The 20,757-nt window shown below is 27.3% G+C and carries 19 protein-coding genes; 11 read left to right on the plus strand and 8 right to left on the minus strand.

All coding sequences use genetic code 11. The features are described from left to right. The first annotated feature begins 139 nt into the window (after window positions 1-139). The 6 genes from accB (at window position 140) to asnB (ending at window position 8,034) form a co-directional block, all read left to right on the plus strand. Window positions 140-616, plus strand: coding sequence for an acetyl-CoA carboxylase biotin carboxyl carrier protein (gene accB / locus ALANTH_RS00220; protein ID WP_026807117.1), 477 nt, complete (start codon window positions 140-142; stop codon window positions 614-616). Between the two features lie 9 nt (window positions 617-625). After that, a complete protein-coding gene (locus ALANTH_RS00225) occupies window positions 626-1,978 on the plus strand; it encodes an acetyl-CoA carboxylase biotin carboxylase subunit (RefSeq protein WP_026802869.1) in 1,353 nt (450 codons plus the stop codon). 197 nt (window positions 1,979-2,175) lie between these two features. Beyond that, window positions 2,176-3,684 carry a DEAD/DEAH box helicase gene (locus tag ALANTH_RS00230; RefSeq protein ID WP_026807118.1) on the plus strand — a complete coding sequence of 503 codons (1,509 nt, stop codon included), beginning with the start codon at window positions 2,176-2,178 and terminating at the stop codon, window positions 3,682-3,684. A gap of 210 nt (window positions 3,685-3,894) precedes the next feature. Then, entirely contained in the window at window positions 3,895-5,481 is a 1,587-nt protein-coding gene (locus ALANTH_RS00235) for an inorganic phosphate transporter (RefSeq protein ID WP_026807119.1), read from the plus strand. Window positions 5,482-5,529: 48 nt separating this feature from the next. Next, window positions 5,530-6,435: an AEC family transporter gene (locus ALANTH_RS00240; protein WP_228133177.1), complete on the plus strand. Its 906-nt coding sequence runs from the start codon at window positions 5,530-5,532 to the stop codon at window positions 6,433-6,435. 6 nt (window positions 6,436-6,441) lie between these two features. Beyond that, a complete protein-coding gene (gene asnB / locus ALANTH_RS00245) occupies window positions 6,442-8,034 on the plus strand; it encodes an asparagine synthase (glutamine-hydrolyzing) (RefSeq protein ID WP_051583555.1) in 1,593 nt (530 codons plus the stop codon). A 38-nt stretch (window positions 8,035-8,072) separates the two neighbouring features. Here asnB and ALANTH_RS00250 read toward each other — a convergent pair whose 3' ends face one another. From ALANTH_RS00250 to rsmA, 8 genes are read right to left on the minus strand one after another with little or no spacing between them, the layout of a single operon-like run. Next, entirely contained in the window at window positions 8,073-8,480 is a 408-nt protein-coding gene (locus ALANTH_RS00250; RefSeq protein WP_026807121.1) for a hypothetical protein, read from the minus strand. Between the two features lie 46 nt (window positions 8,481-8,526). After that, window positions 8,527-9,930 (minus strand): PhoH family protein, encoded by a 1,404-nt coding sequence (locus tag ALANTH_RS00255; RefSeq protein ID WP_026807122.1) that lies wholly within the window; start codon window positions 9,928-9,930, stop codon window positions 8,527-8,529. Then, complete coding sequence (gene hemJ / locus ALANTH_RS00260) at window positions 9,930-10,439, minus strand: protoporphyrinogen oxidase HemJ (protein ID WP_026802875.1); 510 nt, start codon at window positions 10,437-10,439, stop codon at window positions 9,930-9,932. The genes ALANTH_RS00255 and hemJ overlap by 1 nt, the downstream gene beginning before the upstream one ends. A gap of 3 nt (window positions 10,440-10,442) precedes the next feature. Beyond that, complete coding sequence (locus ALANTH_RS00265) at window positions 10,443-11,627, minus strand: replication-associated recombination protein A (protein WP_026807123.1); 1,185 nt, start codon at window positions 11,625-11,627, stop codon at window positions 10,443-10,445. Beyond that, window positions 11,608-12,381: a pseudouridine synthase gene (locus ALANTH_RS00270; RefSeq protein ID WP_026802877.1), complete on the minus strand. Its 774-nt coding sequence runs from the start codon at window positions 12,379-12,381 to the stop codon at window positions 11,608-11,610. Before ALANTH_RS00270 ends, ALANTH_RS00265 begins: the two co-directional genes overlap by 20 nt. 38 nt (window positions 12,382-12,419) lie before the next feature. Then, window positions 12,420-13,382 carry a KpsF/GutQ family sugar-phosphate isomerase gene (locus ALANTH_RS00275; protein WP_026807124.1) on the minus strand — a complete coding sequence of 321 codons (963 nt, stop codon included), beginning with the start codon at window positions 13,380-13,382 and terminating at the stop codon, window positions 12,420-12,422. 8 nt (window positions 13,383-13,390) lie between these two features. Continuing rightward, a complete protein-coding gene (locus ALANTH_RS00280; protein WP_026802879.1) occupies window positions 13,391-15,310 on the minus strand; it encodes a ribonuclease J in 1,920 nt (639 codons plus the stop codon). Further along, window positions 15,288-16,091 (minus strand): 16S rRNA (adenine(1518)-N(6)/adenine(1519)-N(6))-dimethyltransferase RsmA, encoded by an 804-nt coding sequence (rsmA, locus tag ALANTH_RS00285; RefSeq protein WP_026807125.1) that lies wholly within the window; start codon window positions 16,089-16,091, stop codon window positions 15,288-15,290. Before rsmA ends, ALANTH_RS00280 begins: the two co-directional genes overlap by 23 nt. 73 nt (window positions 16,092-16,164) lie before the next feature. Between rsmA and hisF the strand changes: the two genes are divergently transcribed. The 5 genes from hisF (at window position 16,165) to gltX (ending at window position 20,755) form a co-directional block, all read left to right on the plus strand. Then, entirely contained in the window at window positions 16,165-16,926 is a 762-nt protein-coding gene (hisF, locus tag ALANTH_RS00290; protein WP_026807126.1) for an imidazole glycerol phosphate synthase subunit HisF, read from the plus strand. 2 nt (window positions 16,927-16,928) lie between these two features. Continuing rightward, window positions 16,929-17,627, plus strand: a complete 699-nt coding sequence (locus tag ALANTH_RS00295) for an SIMPL domain-containing protein (protein WP_026807127.1) — start codon at window positions 16,929-16,931, stop codon at window positions 17,625-17,627. Continuing rightward, on the plus strand, window positions 17,624-18,175 hold the full coding sequence (locus tag ALANTH_RS00300; RefSeq protein WP_026802883.1) for a phosphorylase family protein: 552 nt from the start codon (window positions 17,624-17,626) through the stop codon (window positions 18,173-18,175). Before ALANTH_RS00295 ends, ALANTH_RS00300 begins: the two co-directional genes overlap by 4 nt. Then, window positions 18,175-19,257, plus strand: a complete 1,083-nt coding sequence (gene rlmN / locus ALANTH_RS00305; protein WP_026807128.1) for a dual-specificity RNA methyltransferase RlmN — start codon at window positions 18,175-18,177, stop codon at window positions 19,255-19,257. Before ALANTH_RS00300 ends, rlmN begins: the two co-directional genes overlap by 1 nt. 88 nt (window positions 19,258-19,345) lie before the next feature. Then, complete coding sequence (gene gltX / locus ALANTH_RS00310) at window positions 19,346-20,755, plus strand: glutamate--tRNA ligase (protein ID WP_026807129.1); 1,410 nt, start codon at window positions 19,346-19,348, stop codon at window positions 20,753-20,755. The last annotated feature ends 2 nt before the right edge of the window (window positions 20,756-20,757 follow it).

The raw sequence follows: 20,757 nt of genomic DNA on the forward strand, positions 1-20,757 counted from the left end.
TAATCCTAAAATAATTTTTTTTTATTATAACAGATTTTTTATTACAATCTTAAATAGAGCTTATTTTTAATAATAAAAATATAAATATTAGAAAAATTTTGATATTATGAGAGAAATTTTATAAAAATAAAGGGAAGAAATGGATTTTAAAGATATAAAAGAGCTAATTAGAGTTTTTGATAAAAGTGAATTAAATAAACTTAGAATCAAAGAAGCTGATTTTGAAATTTCAATGCAAAGAGGATTTGAAAGTGGTGTTACAACTGTATCTACAACTCCTTATGTACAAGCAACAGTTGCAGCTCCTACTACAACACCAGTTCAACAAAACTCTAATGTAGTTTCATCTGAAGAAAATAAATCAAGTGCTAAAGATGGATTGACTATTAATGCTCCAATGGTTGGAACATATTATGGTGCACCATCTCCTGAATCTCCTGATTTTGTAAGTGTTGGAGATATAGTAAAAAAAGGTCAAACACTTTGTATTTTAGAAGCTATGAAAATTATGAATGAAGTTGAAGCAGAATATGATTGTAAAATTATTGAAATTTTAGTTCAAAATGGTTCACCTGTTGAATTTGATATGCCAATTTTTGTTGTTGAAAAAATATAAGAGTTTGATATGGCAGAAATAAAAAAAATATTAATAGCCAATAGAGGAGAAATAGTTCAAAGAGCAATAAGAACTATTAAAGAGATGGGCAAAAAATCTGTTGTAGTTTATAGTGCAGGAGATAAAAATGCTTCTTATTTAAAACATGCAGATGAAGCAATATGTATAGGTGGAGCAAAATCAAGTGAATCATACTTAAATATTCCTGCACTTATTACTGCTGCTGAGATGACTGGTTGTGATGCAATTTTCCCTGGATATGGATTTTTATCTGAAAATCAAGATTTTGTAGAAATTTGTAAACTTCATAATATTAAATTTATTGGACCTTCTGTTGAAGTTATGGAAAAAATGTCTGATAAATCAAAAGCAAAAGAAGAAATGGTAAAAGCTGGTGTTCCAGTTGTGCCTGGAAGTAAAGGTGCTATTAAAACTTTGGAAGAAGGAAGAAGAATAGCACTAGAAATTGGTTATCCTATTATGGCAAAAGCCGCTTCTGGTGGTGGTGGAAGAGGAATGAGACTTATAAAAACTGAAAGTGAGTTTGATCAAAACTTTATGGCTGCTTCAAGTGAAGCACTTGCTGCTTTTGGTGATGGTACTATGTATTTAGAAAGATTTATCAATAATCCAAGACATATTGAAGTTCAAGTTATTGGTGATAGTCATGGAAATGCTATTCATGTTGGAGAAAGAGATTGCTCTTTACAAAGAAGACATCAAAAAGTTATAGAAGAATCACCAGCTATATTATTAAATGATGAAACAAGAGCAAAACTTCATGAAGTTGCAGTAAAAGCTACAAAATATTTAAAATATGAAGGTGCTGGAACTTTTGAATTCTTAGCAGATGATAAACAAAATATCTATTTTATGGAAATGAATACAAGACTTCAAGTAGAACATCCAGTTTCTGAAATGGTTTCAGGCCTTGATATTATAGAATGGATGATAAAAGTAGCAGAAGGTGAAAAGTTACCACCACAAGAAAGTATTAAATTTAGAGGACATGCTATTGAGTGTAGAATTACAGCAGAAGATCCAAATACATTTTTCCCATGCCCTGGTAAAATAACTCAATGGATGGTTCCTGGTGGAAGAAATGTAAGAGTAGATTCTCATATTTATACTAATTACGTTGTACCACCTCATTATGACTCAATGATTGGAAAACTAATTGTTTGGGGTAGAGATAGAGACAAAGCTATAAATATTATGAAAAGAGCCTTAAGTGAATTTGAAGTTGAAGGAATAAAAACAAATATTCCTTTTCATAAAAGAATGATGATAAATAAAGACTTTATTTCAAATAACTACGACACAAAATATCTAGAGAACTATAGAGGTTTAGATAGTATTTAAGAATTTGGGTTGAAAACCCTTTTTCTTAAAGCGAAACTTAATACAAACTTAGATATAATCCGCCCCGATTTATACACATTTATATATCTACTTTGATTGGTATATCAAATTTTAGACTATCTTACTTGCATGATTTTTAATTATACATTTATGAGCTATATAATAGTGTATATTTAAAATAATATTCAAGGTAAAATATGACTTTTAAAGATTTTAATTTTAAAGAGCAACTTCAAAAATCGATTGAAGAAGCTGGATTTAAAGAACCAAGCCCAATACAAATGGAAGCAATTCCACATATATTAAATGGAAAAGATATTGTTGGACAAGCTCATACAGGAACAGGTAAAACAGCAGCTTTTGGACTACCAACTCTAAATCAATTATCTGGTAAAAATGCAGAAGCATTAATCATTGTTCCTACAAGAGAACTTGCAATGCAAGTTTCTGATGAAATTTATAGATTTGGAAAGTTTTTAAATCTAAATACTGCAACAGTTTATGGTGGACAATCATACACTAGACAACTAAAACTTATAGAAAGTGCAAGTGTTATTGTTGCAACTCCAGGAAGATTTCTTGACTTACTAAGAAATGAACAAATAAAAATAAAACCAAAGTTTGTTATTTTAGATGAAGCAGATGAAATGCTTGATATGGGATTTTTAGATGATATTAAAGAAATATTTACTTATCTTCCAAAACAAAGACAAACACTTTTATTCTCGGCAACTATGCCAACTGCTATTAAAAATTTAGCAAAAACAATTTTGAATGAACCAGAATTTGTAACTATCACAAAAGCTGATGTTACAAATTCAAATATTACACAAACTTTTTATGTTGTAGATGAAAGAGAAAGAGATGATGCTCTTATTAGACTTTTTGACTATAAAAATCCAAAAAAAGCTATTATTTTTTGTAGAACAAAAAAAGATGTTGATAGACTATCGACTTTTTTAGTTTCTCAAGGATTTATGGCAAAAGCTCTTCATGGTGATATGGAACAAAAGCAAAGAGAAGAAGCAATAAAAGCTTTTAAATCTTCAAAGTTAGAGATTTTAATTGCTACTGATGTTGCGGCACGTGGACTAGATGTAAATGATGTAACGCACGTATTTAATTATCATTTGCCATTTGATAGTGAATCTTATGTACATAGAATAGGAAGAACAGGACGAGCAGGTAAAGATGGTGTTGCTATTTCAATTGTTACTCCTCATGAGTTTAAAACACTTCAAAGAATAGAAAAAACAATTGGTACAAAATTAGAATCAAAAGTTGTTCCAAATATATCAACAGTTAAAGAAAAGAAAATTGATGAGCTAAAAACAAATATAGTAAATCAAGAAATCAAAGATTATGCTATTGATTTAGTTGAAAGTTTAAAAGATGAGTTTGATATTTCTACAATTGCTTTTAAATTAGCTTCAATTATTGCTTCAAAAACTTATGTAAAAGGAAACAATAATATTGGTAAAAGTGAAATTGATCTTAAGAAACTTATAGAAACTATTGCTAAAGGTGGTGATGGTAGAGATGATAGAAGAAGATCATCTTCTCGTGGTAGAGAAAGAGGAAGAAGAGATAGAGATTATGGAAATAATGGTGGAGGAAGAAGTAGAAATAGAAGTTCATCTTCAAGAGGACCAAAAACTAATTCAGATAAACCGGCTAGAACTCATAGAGATAGAAAAAAAGATTAATATAACTAACTACTACAGATAGAGAGATTAAGTACTTACTTAAAATCTCTCTTATTTTATAACAAATATATCTATTACAATTATAACTTCCATTTATAAAAGATTTTAAAATTATAAATATCTATTAAAAGATGATAATTATATAATGAATAAATAAGCATATTTGAACTACAATATCTTAATTACATTATGATTACATAAGGACAATATATGGATATTAAAACGATAAATACGCTTGAAAAAGCCACCGAGAAGACATTACCTAGTTTTGCAAAATTTAGTCTTTCCTTACTGTTTATTTTAGCAGTATTCTTATGGACATATACTTCTCACGGTGCTATTCCGGATAACTCTTTCTTAATTATTGGAGCTATATTTGGGGCTTATATGGCTTTAAATATTGGTGCAAATGATGTTTCAAATAATGTTGGACCTGCTGTTGGTGCTAAAGCTTTAACTCTTACGGGAGCAATTATTATTGCAGCAATTTTTGAAAGTGCTGGGGCAATTATTGCTGGAGGTGATGTTGTTAATACAATTAAAAGTGGAATTATTGACCCAGCTGCAATTACAGATGTTAATGCATTTATTTGGGCAATGACAGCTGGATTATTAGCTGGTGCAGTTTGGTTAAACTTTGCTACATCAATTGGAGCACCTGTCTCAACTACTCACGCAATTGTTGGTGGAGTTACTGGTGCTGGTATTGCTGCTGCTGGATTTGCAATATTAAACTGGAGTAGTTTAGGGGCTATTGTAAGTTCTTGGATTATATCACCCCTTTTAGGTGGTATTATTGCAGCAGCTTTTTTATATTTTATTAAAAAGAAAATTGTTTATAAAGAAGATATGCTTGGGCAAGCTAAAAAATTTGTTCCATATTTAATAGCTATTATGACTTGGTCATTTTCTACATATTTAATGTTAAAAGGCTTAAAACAACTAATAAATATTAATTTTTTTGTTGCTTCAATTGTAAGTTTAGGATTTGCATTTTTTGCTTATTATTTATCTAAAAAACATATTGAGAATACTTTACCAACTCTTTTAAATGATAGAGCAAGTGTAAATAAACTATTTACACCAGCTTTAATCTTTGCAGCAGCACTTTTATCTTTTGCTCATGGTGCAAATGATGTATCAAATGCTATTGGACCATTAGCTGCTATTAATGATGCTATTGTAAATGCTGGACAAGTTGGTGGTACAGCACATATTCCTTTTTGGATTATGCTTGTTGGTGCTATTGGGATTGTAATTGGATTAATTTTATATGGACCAAGACTTATCAAAACTGTTGGAAATGAAATAACTGAACTTGATCAAATGAGAGGTTTTTCTATTGCAATGGCTACTGCTATTACAGTTATTGTTGCTAGTCAATTAGGACTTCCTGTATCTTCAACTCATATTACAATAGGTGGGGTATTTGGTGTTGGATTTTTAAGAGAAGCTCTTGATATGACAGAGAAAAATTATGTTCAAGATATTAGAGAAAAATTTAAAAAACATAAAAAAGAACTTGATAAATTAAAATCAGAGTTAGCTAAGCTTGAAATTATTAAAGATAAGTCAAAAGCAACTTATATTAAAATTGTAGAGAATTTCAAAAAAATTGATGAGATTGAAGAGATTGTTAAACAAGAAAAAAAAGATTTTAAAGAAGCTAAAGGTACTAAATATGTAAAAAGAGATGCAGTTAAGAAAATAGTTGCAGCATGGGTTATAACTGTACCAGCTTCAGCTCTTTTAGCAGCAGGGATTTTTTATATGATTAAAGGAATTGTTGCAGTATAAGCTTTATGCTTATACTGTCTTGAATATTAAGGATATTAAATAGAAGCTATACTTTCTGTTCTTCCAATATACTTTTTTATCTTTTTGGGTTTTCTTGCGAAAAAAAGATTTAAAACTCAAATAGATGAAAAAACTTTGGTTCTACTTTCACTTTATTTCTTTCAACCTATTTTAATTGTTTGGGGATTAACAAAAGCTCCTATTGATTATGAGTTTATAATGTCTCCTATTTTCTTTTTAGTTTGTATGTTTTTTACTTTGTTTATTATGCTTTTATATTCTAAATATGTATTTAGTGAAAAAACAGATAAGAATATTTTTTTAGCTACAGGATTGATAGGGAATACAGGAAATTTAGGAATTCCCTTAGGTATAGCTTTGTTTGGAGTAGAAAGTGTTCCATATACAAGTATTATAAATATAGCGAATATATTTTTTATGTATACAGTTTCTATATATTTTTTTGCAAGAGATAAATTTTCAGTTTTTGATTCACTAAAGTCTATATTTAGAATACCAGTTATTTGGTTTGCTATTTTTGCTTTACTTATAAATTATTATCAAGTACCAATAAGTGATAATATACATTTAGCACTTGAGATGGGTGCATATACTTCTTTGACAACACAACTTTTTATATTTGGAACATATCTTTATAGTGTAAAAGTAAGTTCAATGCCTTGGAAACTCTCTTTTCAAATTAGTTTTGCAAAACATATATTATTACCACTTATAGGTATAATCATAATACTAAATTTTACAAATTTAAATGCTTTTGTTACTTCTATTTTGATTATGGAACTTATGGTTCCACTTGCGGTTAATAATGTAAATTTTTCAGTTTTATTTAATATGAAACCATCTGATGTTGCATCTACAATTTTAGTGTCTTCTATAATCTTTGTTGGTCTTTTATATTTTTATATTGAATTAATTGAATATTATATAAAGTAAAATATTATGAAAAAACAAGAATTTGATGATTTAGATATATATTTTGAAGGTGAAATATATAATAAACAAGATTTATTTTTTGCTGACGAGTTTAGCCTATTAAAAGACTATTATACAAAATTTGCTTTTGATTTTCTAGATAAACTTGATGGTATCTTTTCTTTTTGTATTTATGATAAAAAGAAAGATTTATATTTTTGTTCAAGAGATAGATTTGGTAATATTCCATTTTTTTACTATATTAAAAATGGAACTTTTCTATTTTCAACTTCTATAAAAAATATATTAAATAATTTGAATTATCTACCAAATATGAATAAAGTAGCTTTGAGTAAATATATTCAATATTTTGCTACATTTGGCGAAGATACCTTTTATCAAGATATTTTTAGGCTTGAAGAAGCTACATATTTGATTTTTGAAAATAAAAAAGGTTTAATAAAAAAGAAATATTATAGAATAAAGACATACAAAGCCATAAAGGACGAAAAAACAGCTTTAAATGATTTAGAAGAGATTTTATTTAACTCAATAGAAAAAAGGCTTGTATCATCTCCTAGCACACTTTTAAGTGGTGGAATAGATAGTTCATTTATAAGTGCAATATATACGAAGCTTAGTGGTAAAAGAATAAACACTTTTAGCATAGGCTATAGTGAATATAAAAATTACTGTGAATTAGATTTTGCAAAAATTACAGCAAATCATATAAAATCAAATCACAATGAAGTTATCATAAATCAAAAAGATTATGTAGACAATTTTTTTAAAACACTTGATATCTTTGATGAACCTCATAGCGATAGTGCAAGTGTGCCTTTAAATATGCTTTTAAATCAAGTAAATAAAGAAAATATAAAGTGTTTATTGTCAGGTGAAGGAAGCGATGAAATATTTTTAGGTTATGATAATTATACAAAATTCTTAAAATATTATAATTTTGGGAAATCTTTGTCTAAAGATCAAAATGATTTTTTAGATGAGATAATCTCTGCTTTACAAAACAATACAAAAGAGAGTGAATACTTGCGAAGAGTTGTAAAAAAGCAAAATATTTATAACTCTTTTGGAGAAATTTATACAGATATACAAAAAAGAAGATTATTTAAAAAAGTCCCTACATTTAAAACAGAAAGTTCAAAGCAAGATCCAGTTGATAATATGAGTTATCTTGATTTAAAAATTTGGGTTGCAAATGCTGTTTTGACAAAAGTTCACACTTTATCAAATGAAAATTCTTTACAAATTAATACTCCATTTTTAGATAAAAATTTGATCGATTATGTTTTTAGTATAGAGTCAAACATAAAAGTTGGAGATACAAATAAATATCTTCTTAAAAAAATAGCTTCAAAATATCTTCCAAAAGAGATTATAAATCGTACAAAAAAAGGATTTAACTCTCCTTATAATGAATGGCTTCAAAAAGAGTTTAAAACTGGTATATTAGATACTATTATTGAAGTAAATAAATCTACAAATTTCTTTAATGATGAGTACATAAAGCATATATATAGTTTAGCTAGTTCAAATAAGTTCAAACAGCATTTATACTCTTTATTTATTTTTTCTTTATGGTATAAAAAAACTTATTTATAGTTATTATGAAAAGTTAGATGTTTCCCGTGAAACATTTCCTATTTTTCCCAAAATTCTTTTAATGCTTTACTATTTTCATTTGTTTCTGTAGTAGAATTTGAGTTAAGATTTGCAGATAATTTTTCTATTTCATTTAAAGCTATTTTGTATTCATCTTCTGAAATCTTATCAAACTTTTTTTCTTCTTTTAAGTGAGATTTTGTTTCAATATTTGTAGTTTCTTGTGTATGATTTGTAGATAAAGATTTATTCTTTAAAATTAAATAATCTTCTATTAATTTTTCATACTCACTGAAATCAAGAAGAATAATAGATGGTTTACCATCTTTTAAAATTACTGCTTTTTCAATCTCTTTGCTATTTAATTTGTCAAATATAGGTTTATTTCTTCTTACCAAATCAGTTGCTGAAAACATCTCTTTTGAACTATATTGAAGTAATGACATTGTAATCCTTTACAAATTTATTTATGTATTATATCACAAATTTAAATTATTTTGTAAATAGATTCTCTGCCCATTCTGTTATTGGTCCTCTTAATACTTTTTCTAGTTTTATAGCAAATATATTAACAATATTATTTTCATTTTTTGTTGATTTTAAAAGCGTTGTTAATGCATTTGTATATTTGTTTACATAAAAGTTGTCTATTTGTTTATTTGAACCAAGAATTACAACTTTACAACTTGCATCTACTCTTGATAAAACCATTTGCATTGTTTTATTAGACATATTTTGTGCTTCATCTATTATAATAAAAGAATTTGATAGTGTTCTACCTCTCATTTCTCCTACCCACATAGTTTCTATTGCATAGTTTGAAATCATTTGTTCCACTCTTGATTGAACTTCACTATCCTCTAGAGGCGAATAAGATAATTCAGCTCTTTTATTTCTTCTTTTTTTATGTTCGCTTCTAATGATATACTCTAAGCTATCCATTAAAGGGTGATTATATATTCTAAATTTTTCTTCAAGTCCTGGTAAATATCCAACATCTTCTCCTTTATCTAAAGACTCTATAGAGTTTCTAATATATATAATTTTCTGAAAATATTTCTGTTTAACAAGTTTTAATGCTCCACTAAGTGCTAAAAGTGTTTTTCCACTACCAGCTTTTGCTTCTATTATTAGAATATTATAGAAATGGTTTATTATTGCATTTGAAAAAAATAGTTGCTCTTTATTTAAAGGAGTAATTACTTGATTTCTTACTTCTTCTTCATTTAATATTTTTATTTTGCCATTTTGTATATATGCTAAAATTACTTGATCTGAATTCTTTACTTTCATACAGTAAGAAAAATTCTCTACTTTATATTCTTTATCATATTCTTCAATATCTTTATTATCTAAATATTCTAAATCTTCAAAATCTATTTCTATATCTTTTACAAAATTAAAATTATATGTATCATTGTCTTTACCAATAAGTGATGAAGTTTTTATATCAAGTGATATAGCTCTTGTTCTTGCCATAATATCCATTGAGATAAACTCTATATTTTTATCATAGTATCTATTTGAGAATGTAGCTATTTCTAAGATTTTTCTATCATTTATAATATTTAGTGAAACATTTTTTGTATTTATTTCATAATCATCTTTTGAAACAATATCAATAATTGTATCTTTCTTATTTTCTATTTTTAATCTAATAACTTTATATTCATCAAGTCTTTTTGAACTAATAATTTTTGAATTTTCTAAAAGTCTTGCAAATTCTCTTGCTTGGAAGTTTATCTCTTCAAAACCACTTTTTTTGCTATCAATTTCATCTAAAACAGTTTCAGCTAGTATAATAAGATTTTTATTATCATCAGATAGTTTTATTATATTTGTAGCATCTTCAAGTAAAATATTTGTATCTAGTAAATAGTACTTTTCAAAATTCATTATTTAGCCTTTTTATGGTTTAAAATTTTATAGCAAACAAATCCAAAGAGTAAGATAATTGTTAATGTAAATAACCATGAGAAGTTTTTAGTTATAACATACGTAACTATTAAAATAGCTAGTGCAGTTGGTAGTTCATTGTACATTCTAAAAAATCTACCACTTTTTTTACAGCTATCATTTTCTAAAGATTTTCTAAATTTTGTTAATGATATTGCATATGCTATTAGTAAAATTAAAGATATAATTTTTGCTATCATCCAATGCTGGCTTAATAATGCTGGATTTAAAGAAATCATAGCAATACCACTTAAAATTGTTATCGTCATTGCTGGGTGTCCTATAAAAGCATCTATCTTCTTTTCTTGAATTTTTACAACTTCTACAAACTCTTTTTTATCTATGTTTTCAACATGGTATACAAAAAGTCTTGGAAGATAAAACATTACAGCCATCCATGATAAAACAGCGATTACATGTAAGCTCAAAATCCAACTATAATATTCCATAAATTAATCCTTATTTTTTATCTTTTTTATCCATTCATTTAGAGTCTTTTCATACCCAATATTAATAGATTGATATAATTTTAAATCTTCTTTTAGATATTCTTGTTCAACATATCCACCAAAATCATGAGGATATAAGTATCCAATATGCTGAGAATCTAAATGCTTTGGTATATCTATTATCTTACCATCTTTTATTGTTGCTAGAGCTTTATTTATTGCTTTATATGCACTATTTGATTTTGGACTTGATGCTAGATAAATTGCACATTGTGAGAGTATAATTCTTGATTCTGGGTATCCTATTTTATTACAAGCTAACATTGTACTAACTGCAAGATTTAAAGCATTTGGATTTGCATTTCCTATATCTTCACTTGCAAATATAACTAATCTTCTTGTAATAAAATCTACACTTTCACCACCTTCAATTAATCTTGCCATATAGTACAAAGCTGCATCAATATCTGAACCTCTTAAAGATTTTATCATAGCACTTGCTAAATCATAGTGTGTATTACTAGAACTTACTCCATCACCAATTACTCTTTCTCTTAATTCTTTTAATAAATCTAAATCAATATCTTTAGATACTTTATATGAAAAGTTTAAAAGAGTAAGCATTGCTCTTGCATCTCCAGAGCTTGATTGTATTAAATATTCTTTAGCTTCACTTGATATATTTATATCAATATCTTTTAAAGCAATATCAACTATTTTTACCATATCTTGATAATCAAAAGCTTTGAATTCATATAAAAATGATCTAGAACGAATAGCACTTGTTAAAGTAAAGAAAGGATTTTCTGTGCTAGCTCCTATGATAATTGCATCATAATTTTCCATTATTGGGAGTAAAACTTCTTGTTGATTTTTTGAAAGTCTATGAACTTCATCTATAAAGATAAGAGGTTTTATTAATGTACCTTTATATTTATCAAATACTTTTCTTAAATCTTCAATTTTTATTGATGTTGCATTAAAATAGTAATAATCTGTGTTTATTTCTTTTGCAATAATCTTTGCTAAAGTTGTTTTACCAGTTCCAGGTTTACCATAAAAAAATAAATGAGGGATATCTTTTTGTTTTATAAGTTTATATAGTGCTTTATTTTTACCAATAATATGTGATTGACCAACAAAACTTTCTAAGTTTGTTGGACGTAATTTATTTGATAGATCTATCATCTTCATTCATAAAAATTCTAAGATTTTTATATTCTTCTTTTGCTAAAAATCGTGATTTCCCTGTTGGAAGATTATTTAATGATACTCCACCATATTCTAGTCTTTTTAAATCTAGTACATCAAGATTAAAATGAGCGAAGAATCTTCTCAACTCTCTATTTTTACCCTCATTTATTACAACTTTTATTTTAGAAAATTTTTCTCCATTTGATTGAATATCATAAGCTAGAAAAGGAGCAAAACTCATAGATTTTATTTTTGTTTTACTATATGCACCTTTTGTTGCATCTTCAATAGTAATACCTTTTTGCATAGCTTCTTCAACTTTTGGAGTTATAATGCCATTTACTTTAATTTTATAAACTCTTTCTAAATCAGAGTGCATAAGCTTATTTACAATGTCCACACTATCACTTAAGAGCAATAAACCCTCACTAGAGTAGTCTAATCGCCCTACACTCATAAAGTGCTTGTATTTAGCTCCTAAGCTATCATAAATAGTCTTTCTACCTTGAGGATCATTTTTAGATACAATTTCACCTTTTGGTTTATTATAAACTATTACAGTATACATTCTATTCTTATCTTCTTTGATAATCTTTTTACCTATTTCAACTTTATCTATAGTTTTTACTTTTGTAGCTAAATCTGTAATAACCTTATTATTTACTCTTACAAGTCCATCAGAAATTAATTTATCTGCTTCTCTTCTTGAATAGTTACTATTATGAGATAAAAACTTATTTAATCTCATTATTTCATATTGCTCAGTACTATTTTTTATCTCTTTTTTCATTTTATTCCTGCCTCAATTAAATCATGAATATGAAGTAATCCGACTAATTTTTTATTTTTATCTGTTACAATTAGTAGTTGTATTTTATAGTTTTCTATTATCTGAAGAGCATCACTAGCTAGTAAATTTTCATCATCAAAAGTTTTTGGATTCATCGTTGCTATATCTTCAACATTACAATCAATAGAAAAATTTTGCTTCATTAAAGCTCTTCTTAAATCTCCATCACTTAATATTCCAACAACTTTTTGATTTTTATCTTCTATAATAACAGAACCAACTCTTCCTTCGCTCATTACAATAATTGCATCTTTTAGTTTTGTTTCACGTGAAACAATAGGTAAATTTTCTTTTCTAAGTAAATCAGATATTTTTATAAATAGTTTTTTACCTAAACTTCCACCAGGGTGAAAAGAGGCAAAATCTTCTTTTTTAAAATCTCTTTTTTTCATTAAACAAATAGCAAGAGCATCTCCCATTGCCATAGTTAAAGTTGTAGAAGAAGTTGGTGCAGTATCTAATGGACATGCCTCCTTATCAACTGCAATATTTATAAAATAATTTGAATATTTAGCTAAAGTTGATTTCTCACTTTTTGCCATAGATATTAGAGGTATATTTAATCGTTTTAAATGTGGTAATATTTGAATAAGTTCTTCACTTTCTCCACTATAAGATATACCTAAAACAATATCATCTTTACCAATCATACCTAGATCACCATGCATTGCTTCTGTAGGATGAAGAAAGAAAGAACTTGTTCCAGTACTTGCTAATGTAGCAGCTATTTTTGCTCCAACAAGCCCAGATTTTCCAACGCCTGTAACAATAAGTTTACCTTTTGAATTTATAATTAGATTAATAATTTCTTCAATATCAAAAGAGATAGAGTCTGCACTCTTTTCTAACTCTTTTGCTTCAGTTAGTAAAACCTCTTTTATTATATTTTTGTAGTCCATACTTATTCCTATTGTACAAATATTGTAGGAACAATCATTGGATATTTTTTATATTTTCTAATACAGTGTTTTCTTACAACTTTTCTTAATTCATCTTCTAAAATTCTACTATTTTTGAAAATTCCAGGCTTTGCATTTTCTAAGAATACACCTAAAATATCTTCTATATCCTTTGTAAAGAATTTATCCTGTTTATCTGATATTAAACCAAATGATGCCACTTTAGGTTTCCCAACAAGTGTTCTATCACTTTCATTAATTTGTGCAACAATCATAACAACACCTTCTTTAGCCATAGTTTGTCTATCAATAACTACATCATCAGATATTTTATTATTTAGTTGATTATCTATATAAACTTTTCCACTCTTAACAGTTTTTACTTTTTTAAGATATTTTGGGCTAACTTCTATTTGTTCTCCATCAGCCATTACATAAACATTTCTTTCTAATACTCCACAATCAACACCAGTTTCTCCATGTTTTAAAGCATGATTATATTCACCATGAACTGGTAAAAAGAATTTAGGTTTAATTAGTCTTAGCATAAGTTTTTGCTCTTCTTGCGCAGCATGTCCTGATACATGAATATCTGCATAATCTTGATAAGCAACTTTTGCCCCAGCTTTTAAAAGATGATTTATAATTTCAGAAACACTCCCTTCATTCCCAGGAATTGCTTTTGAAGATAGTATAATCTGATCTTCAGGTTTTATTTTGATATGTCTATGTTCATGTATTGCCATTCTATATAATGCGCTCATAGACTCACCTTGACTTCCTGTTGTTACTATTAAAACTTCATTATCATTGTATTTATTTACTTCATGAGCTTCAATAAATTGATCTCTAGGAAATTTTATATAACCCAAGTTCATAGCAATTTCCAAGTTTTTCTCCATTGAACGACCAATAACACAAATTTTTCTACCATATTTTAAAGCTTTTTCAATTGCTTGAGCAACTCTATGTATATTTGATGAGAATGTACTCATTATAACTCTACCTTTAGAAGTTGAGAATATTCTTTCAAATGTAGGAGCAACAGCCTTTTCTGTTTTAGTAAAACCTGGAGAGTGAGAGTTAGTTGAGTCAGAAGTTAAAACTAAAACCCCCTCTTCTCCATAGTGTGCAAGTCTATGTAAATCTGTTGGAAAACCATCTATTGGAGTATGGTCTATTTTAAAATCACCTGTATGTATCATAGTCCCAGCAGCAGTTTTTATAGCTACAGCAGATGAATCAATGATAGAGTGCGTTATATGCATCCATTCTACTTCAAAATCATTACCAATTTTAATTGGAGTTCTTTTTGAAATTGCTCTAAAAAGTCCTCTATGTTCTCTCATTTTATGTTCATCAAATTTTGAACCAATCATTTCAAGAGGTAATGATGTTCCATAAATAGGGAATTGCATCTCTTTATATAAATAAGGCATTGCACCTATATGATCTTCGTGACCATGAGTAATAACAACAGCCACAATTTTATCTTTTATCTCTCTAAGATATGAAAAATCAGGAATTAAAATATCAACTCCATGCATTTCTCCATCTGGAAAGCTCATACCAACATCAACGATAATTGCTTCATTTTCAGTTTCAACAACCATCATATTTCCACCAATTTCATTTAATCCACCAAGTGGAGTTATTCTTATTTTGGCATTTGTATTTAAATTTAATTTATAATGTGGATTTAATCTATCTTTATGAATTTTTTCATTTACAATATATGCTTTCTTTAAGTCATTTGTCCAACCTTCTCCACTAGTTTGTGCATCTTTTACTGCATATTTTGGTTTTGGTTTTCTTTTTTTATTATAAGGAATACGCTTTTGTGGATTTTCTGCTGATGATTCAGCAACTGGTATTTGTGTATTATTAGTTTGTGTTATTTGTTCTTTAGTTTCGTTTATTTCTTCCATTTTTTACCTTTGTATACATTTGGCTATACAAAGATGAACAAACTTCGTGAGGTCGTAAATTATCGTCAATTTCAAGCTCTTTAAATAATTCAAGAATTTGATTTTTATCCAATAAAGTAGATAGGTTTTTTGATAGTTTCTTGCGTGGTTGAATAAAACATGCTTTTAAAAATCTATTAAAATCCTTATCTATTTCTTTTGACAAATCCTTTTTTATATAAAGAATTGAAGATATAACTTTTGGAATTGGATCAAAAGCTTCAGGAGGAACATCAAAAAGTATCTTAGAATCATTTGATAATAATTCAGTAATAATACCTAAAGATGAGTATTCTTTATCATTTACATTTGCTGTAAATTTTAAAGCAACCTCTTTTTGAACCATAACAATGATATGTTCACAAAAGCTATCTTCAAAAGCTTTTAATATAATATTTGTTGCAATATAATATGGTAGATTTGCTATTAAATCATAATTACCATTATATAAGGTTTTTTGCTTATCCCAAGCATCTAAAACATCAGCGTGAATGATTTCTAGATTTCCCTTATCCAAATTAATTGCAAACTTTGACTTTAAAATACCAATTAAATCGGTATCAACCTCATAAGCTGTTACATCTTTGTATTTGACTAAGTTTTTAGTCAAATCACCTAATCCAGGCCCAATTTCTACAATGTGATTATCGTTATGGGGCATCGACTCGATGATTTTATTTAAAATAGAACTATCTTTTAAAAAGTTTTGTCCGTATTGTTTTTTTGCTTTTATTCTTTCCATTATAGCAAGGAGTATATCTGTTTTTAACTTACAATTAGATAATATTTTTTACTTATTTTTAAGGAATTTAATATTGAATAGTTTAGCAAAAAGAATTATACCTTGTTTAGATGTGAATAATGGTAGAGTTGTAAAAGGTGTTAATTTTATTGGATTAAAAGATGCTGGAGATCCAGTTGAAATAGCAAAAAGATATAATGATGAAGGTGCAGATGAATTAACATTTTTAGATATTACTGCAAGTTATGAGAACAGAGGAACTATTGTTGATATTGTTAAAAATGTAGCAAAAGAAGTTTTTATTCCTTTAACTGTTGGTGGTGGTATTAGAAAATTAGATGATATTTATACTTTATTAAATGTTGGTTGTGACAAAATATCTATAAATTCAAGTGCAGTTTCAACACCAAATTTAATAGATGATGGTGCAAAAAGATTTGGTAGTCAATGTATAGTTGTTGCCATCGATGTAAAAAGAGTTAATGATGGTTCTTATCATGTTTTTGTAAAAGGTGGAAGAGAAGATACTGGACTTGATGCTTTAATATGGGCAAAAGAAGTGTATAGTAGAGGTGCAGGAGAAATACTTTTAACTTCTATGGATACTGATGGTGTAAAACAAGGTTTTGATTTAAAAATTACTGAACAAATATCAAAACTTGTAGATATTCCTGTAATTGCAAGTGGAGGAGCAGGAAACATGCAACATTTTAAAGAAGCTTATCAAGTTGGAGCAAGTGCAGCTTTAGCTGCCTCTATTTTCCACTTTAAAGAGATTGATATTATGGATTTAAAAAGATATTTAGAACAAAATGGAATAAGTGTAAGGATATAAAAATGAAAAAGAATATATTAGTAACTACCCTACTTTTAGGAGTTTCTGCATTTTCTTATGAATTAAATTTTAGTAAAAGTTTTTCAAAAAATGTTAACGCAGATACTTTAGTAACAAATGTAAATATTACAGTAGAAAAAAAAGATGAAAAATCTGTAAACAATGAAATAGAAAAGTTTAATAATTTTTTAAAGAATACAAAGAATATTACGTTAGAAAATACAAATTATAATTTGAGCCCAAAATATGAATATATAAATAATAAATCAGTTTTTAAAGGTTATAGTGGAGATTTGAGATTTAATGCAAAATCGCAAGAAGCAAGTCTAGTAAATGCTTTTCTCAATGATTTATTCGCACTAAAAGATAGTATAAAATCAAATGATTTAAAAGTTAATGTTTCAAATTTATCTTGGGAATTAAGTAATAAATTACAAACTAAAGTTACAGATGAACTTAGATTTGAAACTTTAATTTGGATAGAAGATTATTCAAAAGAACTATCATCTAAAATCACAAAAAAGTGTGAAGTAAAAAATGTAAACATAAATGAAGAATATGGATATATAATGCCAAGAGCAAAAATGATGAGTAGTTCAATGTTAGATAGTGTACAAATTAGTGAATCAAATGATATTACACCATTAAATGATGAACAAAATATTAAAATAAATACAAATTTTGTATTGGATTGTAAGTGATTATAAGTGCTGGAAGAAATGAAACTTTTCCTTTTTCTACTTCAATTGGTGTAGGGTTAATAGAAACTTCTATAAATCTTACACGAATATGTCTTTTTAATAAGCCAGAATATTTACTTTTTATTGGAAGTGCTGGAAGTTATGGAGATTTCAAAATATTTGATATTATTGAATCTAAGAAAGCTTCAAACATTGAATTGGGATTTTTAACACAAAGTGCTTATACTCCACTAGATAATGTGATAGAAAGTGATAATAACTTTGTAAAAAATGACACAATAGTAAATAGTTCAAATTATATTTCAACAAATGAAGATATTACAAAAGAATTTTTAGATTATGGAATTGGTGTTGAAAATATGGAATTCTTTTCAGTTCTAAGTGTAGCAAAAGAGTTTCAAATACCAGTAGCAGGAATATTTGTAGTAACAAATTATACAAATGAAAATGCACATGAAGATTTTTTAAAGAATCATAAAAATGCTATGGATAAACTAACAAACTATCTAGTACAAAAAGATATAATTAAAATAAAAATGGAAAAGTAATGGCAAAAGAGCAATTAATATCTATTTATGATTTCACATTAGATGAATTAAAAAATAGATTAAAACCATCATTTAGAGCAAAACAAGTTTATAATTGGCTTTATAAAAAATATGCAAATTCATATGATGAAATGAAAAATTTACCAAAAGAGTTGATAGAAGATTTAAAAACAAATTATCCAATAGATATTATGCATGTTGTAAAAAAAGAACAAAGTATTGATGGAAGTATTAAATATCTTTTTAAATTAAGAGATAATCATACTATTGAAGCAGTATTACTTTTAATGAAAGATAAAAAAATAGATGAAGATGGACAAATAGTAAGAAGTGAAAAATATACTGTTTGTATATCTTCTCAAGTTGGCTGTAAAGTTGGCTGTAGTTTCTGTTTAACTGCAAAAGGTGGCTTTGTAAGAAACCTTACAGTTGGAGAGTATATAGCTCAAATTGTGCACATAAAAAGAGATAATCAAATAGCTGAAAATAAAGCTTTAAATATCGTTTATATGGGAATGGGTGAACCACTTGATAATTTTGATAATTTTATAAAAGCGGTTGAGATTTTTTCAGAACTTGATGGTTTAGCTATTAGTAGAAGAAGACAAACTGTTTCAACTTCTGGAATAGCAAGTAAGATAAAAAAGTTAGGTGAAAAAGATTTACAAATTCAACTTGCTATTTCTCTTCATGCTGTTGATGATGAACTAAGAAGTGAACTTATTCCTATGAATAAAGCTTATAATATTGCTTCTATTATAGAAGCGGTAAAGGCTTTCCCTGTTGATACTAGAAAAAAAGTTATGTTTGAATATTTGGTTATAAAAGATAAAAATGATAGTATTGATGCTGCAAAAAAACTGGTTAGTTTACTAAATGGAATACAAGCAAAAGTGAACTTAATATATTTTAATCCATATCCAGGGACTTCATATAAAAGACCACAAGAAAAAGATATGCTAAAATTCAAAGATTTTTTAAACTCTAAGGGAGTAATCTGCACAATTAGAGAATCAAAAGGTTTAGATATTAGTGCTGCATGTGGACAATTAAAAGAGAAGGATGCAAATGGGAATAATTGAAATAGGACTACTAATATTTTTATTGGTTTTTGTGATTATTGCAGGTGTAGGATTTTATATTTATAATAAAAAAGATGAGGAATAGATTATGACAGTTACAAGATTTGCTCCAAGCCCAACTGGATATTTACATATTGGTGGATTAAGAACTTCATTATATAGTTATTTATGGGCAAGAAAGAATGGTGGTATTTTTAGACTTAGAATTGAGGATACAGATTTAGAAAGAAATAGTGAAGATGCTTTAAAAGCTATAATTGAAGCTTTTGATTGGGTTGGATTAAGTTATGATGGAGAAGTTGAGTATCAATCAAAAAGAACAGATATATATAAAGAATATATAAATAAATTATTAGATAACGGAAAAGCTTATAAGTGTTATATGAGTAAAGAAGAACTTGATATTTTAAGATCAGCACAAGAAGCAGCAAAACAGACTCCAAGGTATGATGGAACTTGGAGACCTGAAGATGGTAAAACTTTACCACCTATTCCAGCTGGAGTTAATCCTGTAATTAGAATTAAAGCACCAAAAAATGGCGAGATTAGATTTGTTGATGGTGTAAAAGGTGATATGAAGTTTGATTCTTCTTTTGTAGATGATTTTGTAATTGCAAGAAGTAATGGAATGCCAACATATAACTTTGTTGTAACAGTAGATGATGCTTTGATGGAGATGACAGATGTTATAAGAGGAGATGACCATTTATCAAATACTCCAAAACAGATAGTTATTTATGAAGCTTTAGGTTTTAAAATTCCAAAGTTTTATCATGTTCCTATGATAAATAATCCAGAAGGCAAAAAACTATCAAAAAGAGATGGAGCAATGGATGTTATGGATTATAAAAGATTAGGATATTTACCAGAAGCACTCTTAAATTTTTTAGTAAGACTTGGATGGTCAAATGGAGATCAAGAGATTTTTAGTATGGAAGAGATGTTGAAACTTTTTGATCCTTCAAATATCAATAAATCAGCATCAGCATATAATGCTGAAAAGCTATTATGGTTAAATAGTGAATATATTAAAAAAGCTTCAAATGATAGATTAGAAAAAGAACTAAAGTTTTTTGATCTAGATTTATCAAAGTTAGATAAAAAAGATGATTTATTAAATTTAGCAAAACAAAGAGCAAATACTTTATTAGATTTAAAGAAATCAATTGAAGATATTTTAAATATTCCAAACTCTTATGATGAAGCTGGAGTTAAAAAATTTGTTAAAGAAGATACAAAAAATATATTAGAAAAATATCTAAATTTATTAAAAGAGAATAAAAATTTTTTAAATAGTGTTGAAAAAATAGAAAATTTCACAAAACCTTTTATTGAAGAATATAGTTTGAAATTTCCACAACTTTTTCAGCCAATAAGAATAGCAATCACGGGTGGAACGCAAGCACCATCAGTTTATGACATAATTTTTATCTTAGGATTTGATGAAGTATTTTCAAGAATTTCAAAAGCTTTGGAAAAAAATTTTCAAAACTCTTGATT

Source organism: Aliarcobacter lanthieri (assembly GCF_013201625.1).
GTDB classification, from domain to species: Bacteria; Campylobacterota; Campylobacteria; order Campylobacterales; family Arcobacteraceae; genus Aliarcobacter; species Aliarcobacter lanthieri.

Excerpts from the sequence above, each read along its gene's own strand:
- accB (WP_026807117.1), top strand. The coding sequence starts at position 140 with ATGGATTTTAAAGATATAAAAGAGCTAATTAGAGTTTTTGATAAAAGT.
- ALANTH_RS00225 (WP_026802869.1), top strand. The coding sequence starts at position 626 with ATGGCAGAAATAAAAAAAATATTAATAGCCAATAGAGGAGAAATAGTT.
- ALANTH_RS00230 (WP_026807118.1), top strand. The coding sequence starts at position 2,176 with ATGACTTTTAAAGATTTTAATTTTAAAGAGCAACTTCAAAAATCGATT.
- ALANTH_RS00235 (WP_026807119.1), top strand. The coding sequence starts at position 3,895 with ATGGATATTAAAACGATAAATACGCTTGAAAAAGCCACCGAGAAGACA.
- asnB (WP_051583555.1), top strand. The coding sequence starts at position 6,442 with ATGAAAAAACAAGAATTTGATGATTTAGATATATATTTTGAAGGTGAA.
- ALANTH_RS00250 (WP_026807121.1), bottom strand. The coding sequence starts at position 8,480 with ATGTCATTACTTCAATATAGTTCAAAAGAGATGTTTTCAGCAACTGAT.
- ALANTH_RS00255 (WP_026807122.1), bottom strand. The coding sequence starts at position 9,930 with ATGAATTTTGAAAAGTACTATTTACTAGATACAAATATTTTACTTGAA.
- hemJ (WP_026802875.1), bottom strand. The coding sequence starts at position 10,439 with ATGGAATATTATAGTTGGATTTTGAGCTTACATGTAATCGCTGTTTTA.
- ALANTH_RS00265 (WP_026807123.1), bottom strand. The coding sequence starts at position 11,627 with ATGATAGATCTATCAAATAAATTACGTCCAACAAACTTAGAAAGTTTT.
- ALANTH_RS00270 (WP_026802877.1), bottom strand. The coding sequence starts at position 12,381 with ATGAGATTAAATAAGTTTTTATCTCATAATAGTAACTATTCAAGAAGA.
- ALANTH_RS00275 (WP_026807124.1), bottom strand. The coding sequence starts at position 13,382 with ATGGACTACAAAAATATAATAAAAGAGGTTTTACTAACTGAAGCAAAA.
- ALANTH_RS00280 (WP_026802879.1), bottom strand. The coding sequence starts at position 15,310 with ATGGAAGAAATAAACGAAACTAAAGAACAAATAACACAAACTAATAAT.
- rsmA (WP_026807125.1), bottom strand. The coding sequence starts at position 16,091 with ATGGAAAGAATAAAAGCAAAAAAACAATACGGACAAAACTTTTTAAAA.
- ALANTH_RS00295 (WP_026807127.1), top strand. The coding sequence starts at position 16,929 with ATGAAAAAGAATATATTAGTAACTACCCTACTTTTAGGAGTTTCTGCA.
- rlmN (WP_026807128.1), top strand. The coding sequence starts at position 18,175 with ATGGCAAAAGAGCAATTAATATCTATTTATGATTTCACATTAGATGAA.
- gltX (WP_026807129.1), top strand. The coding sequence starts at position 19,346 with ATGACAGTTACAAGATTTGCTCCAAGCCCAACTGGATATTTACATATT.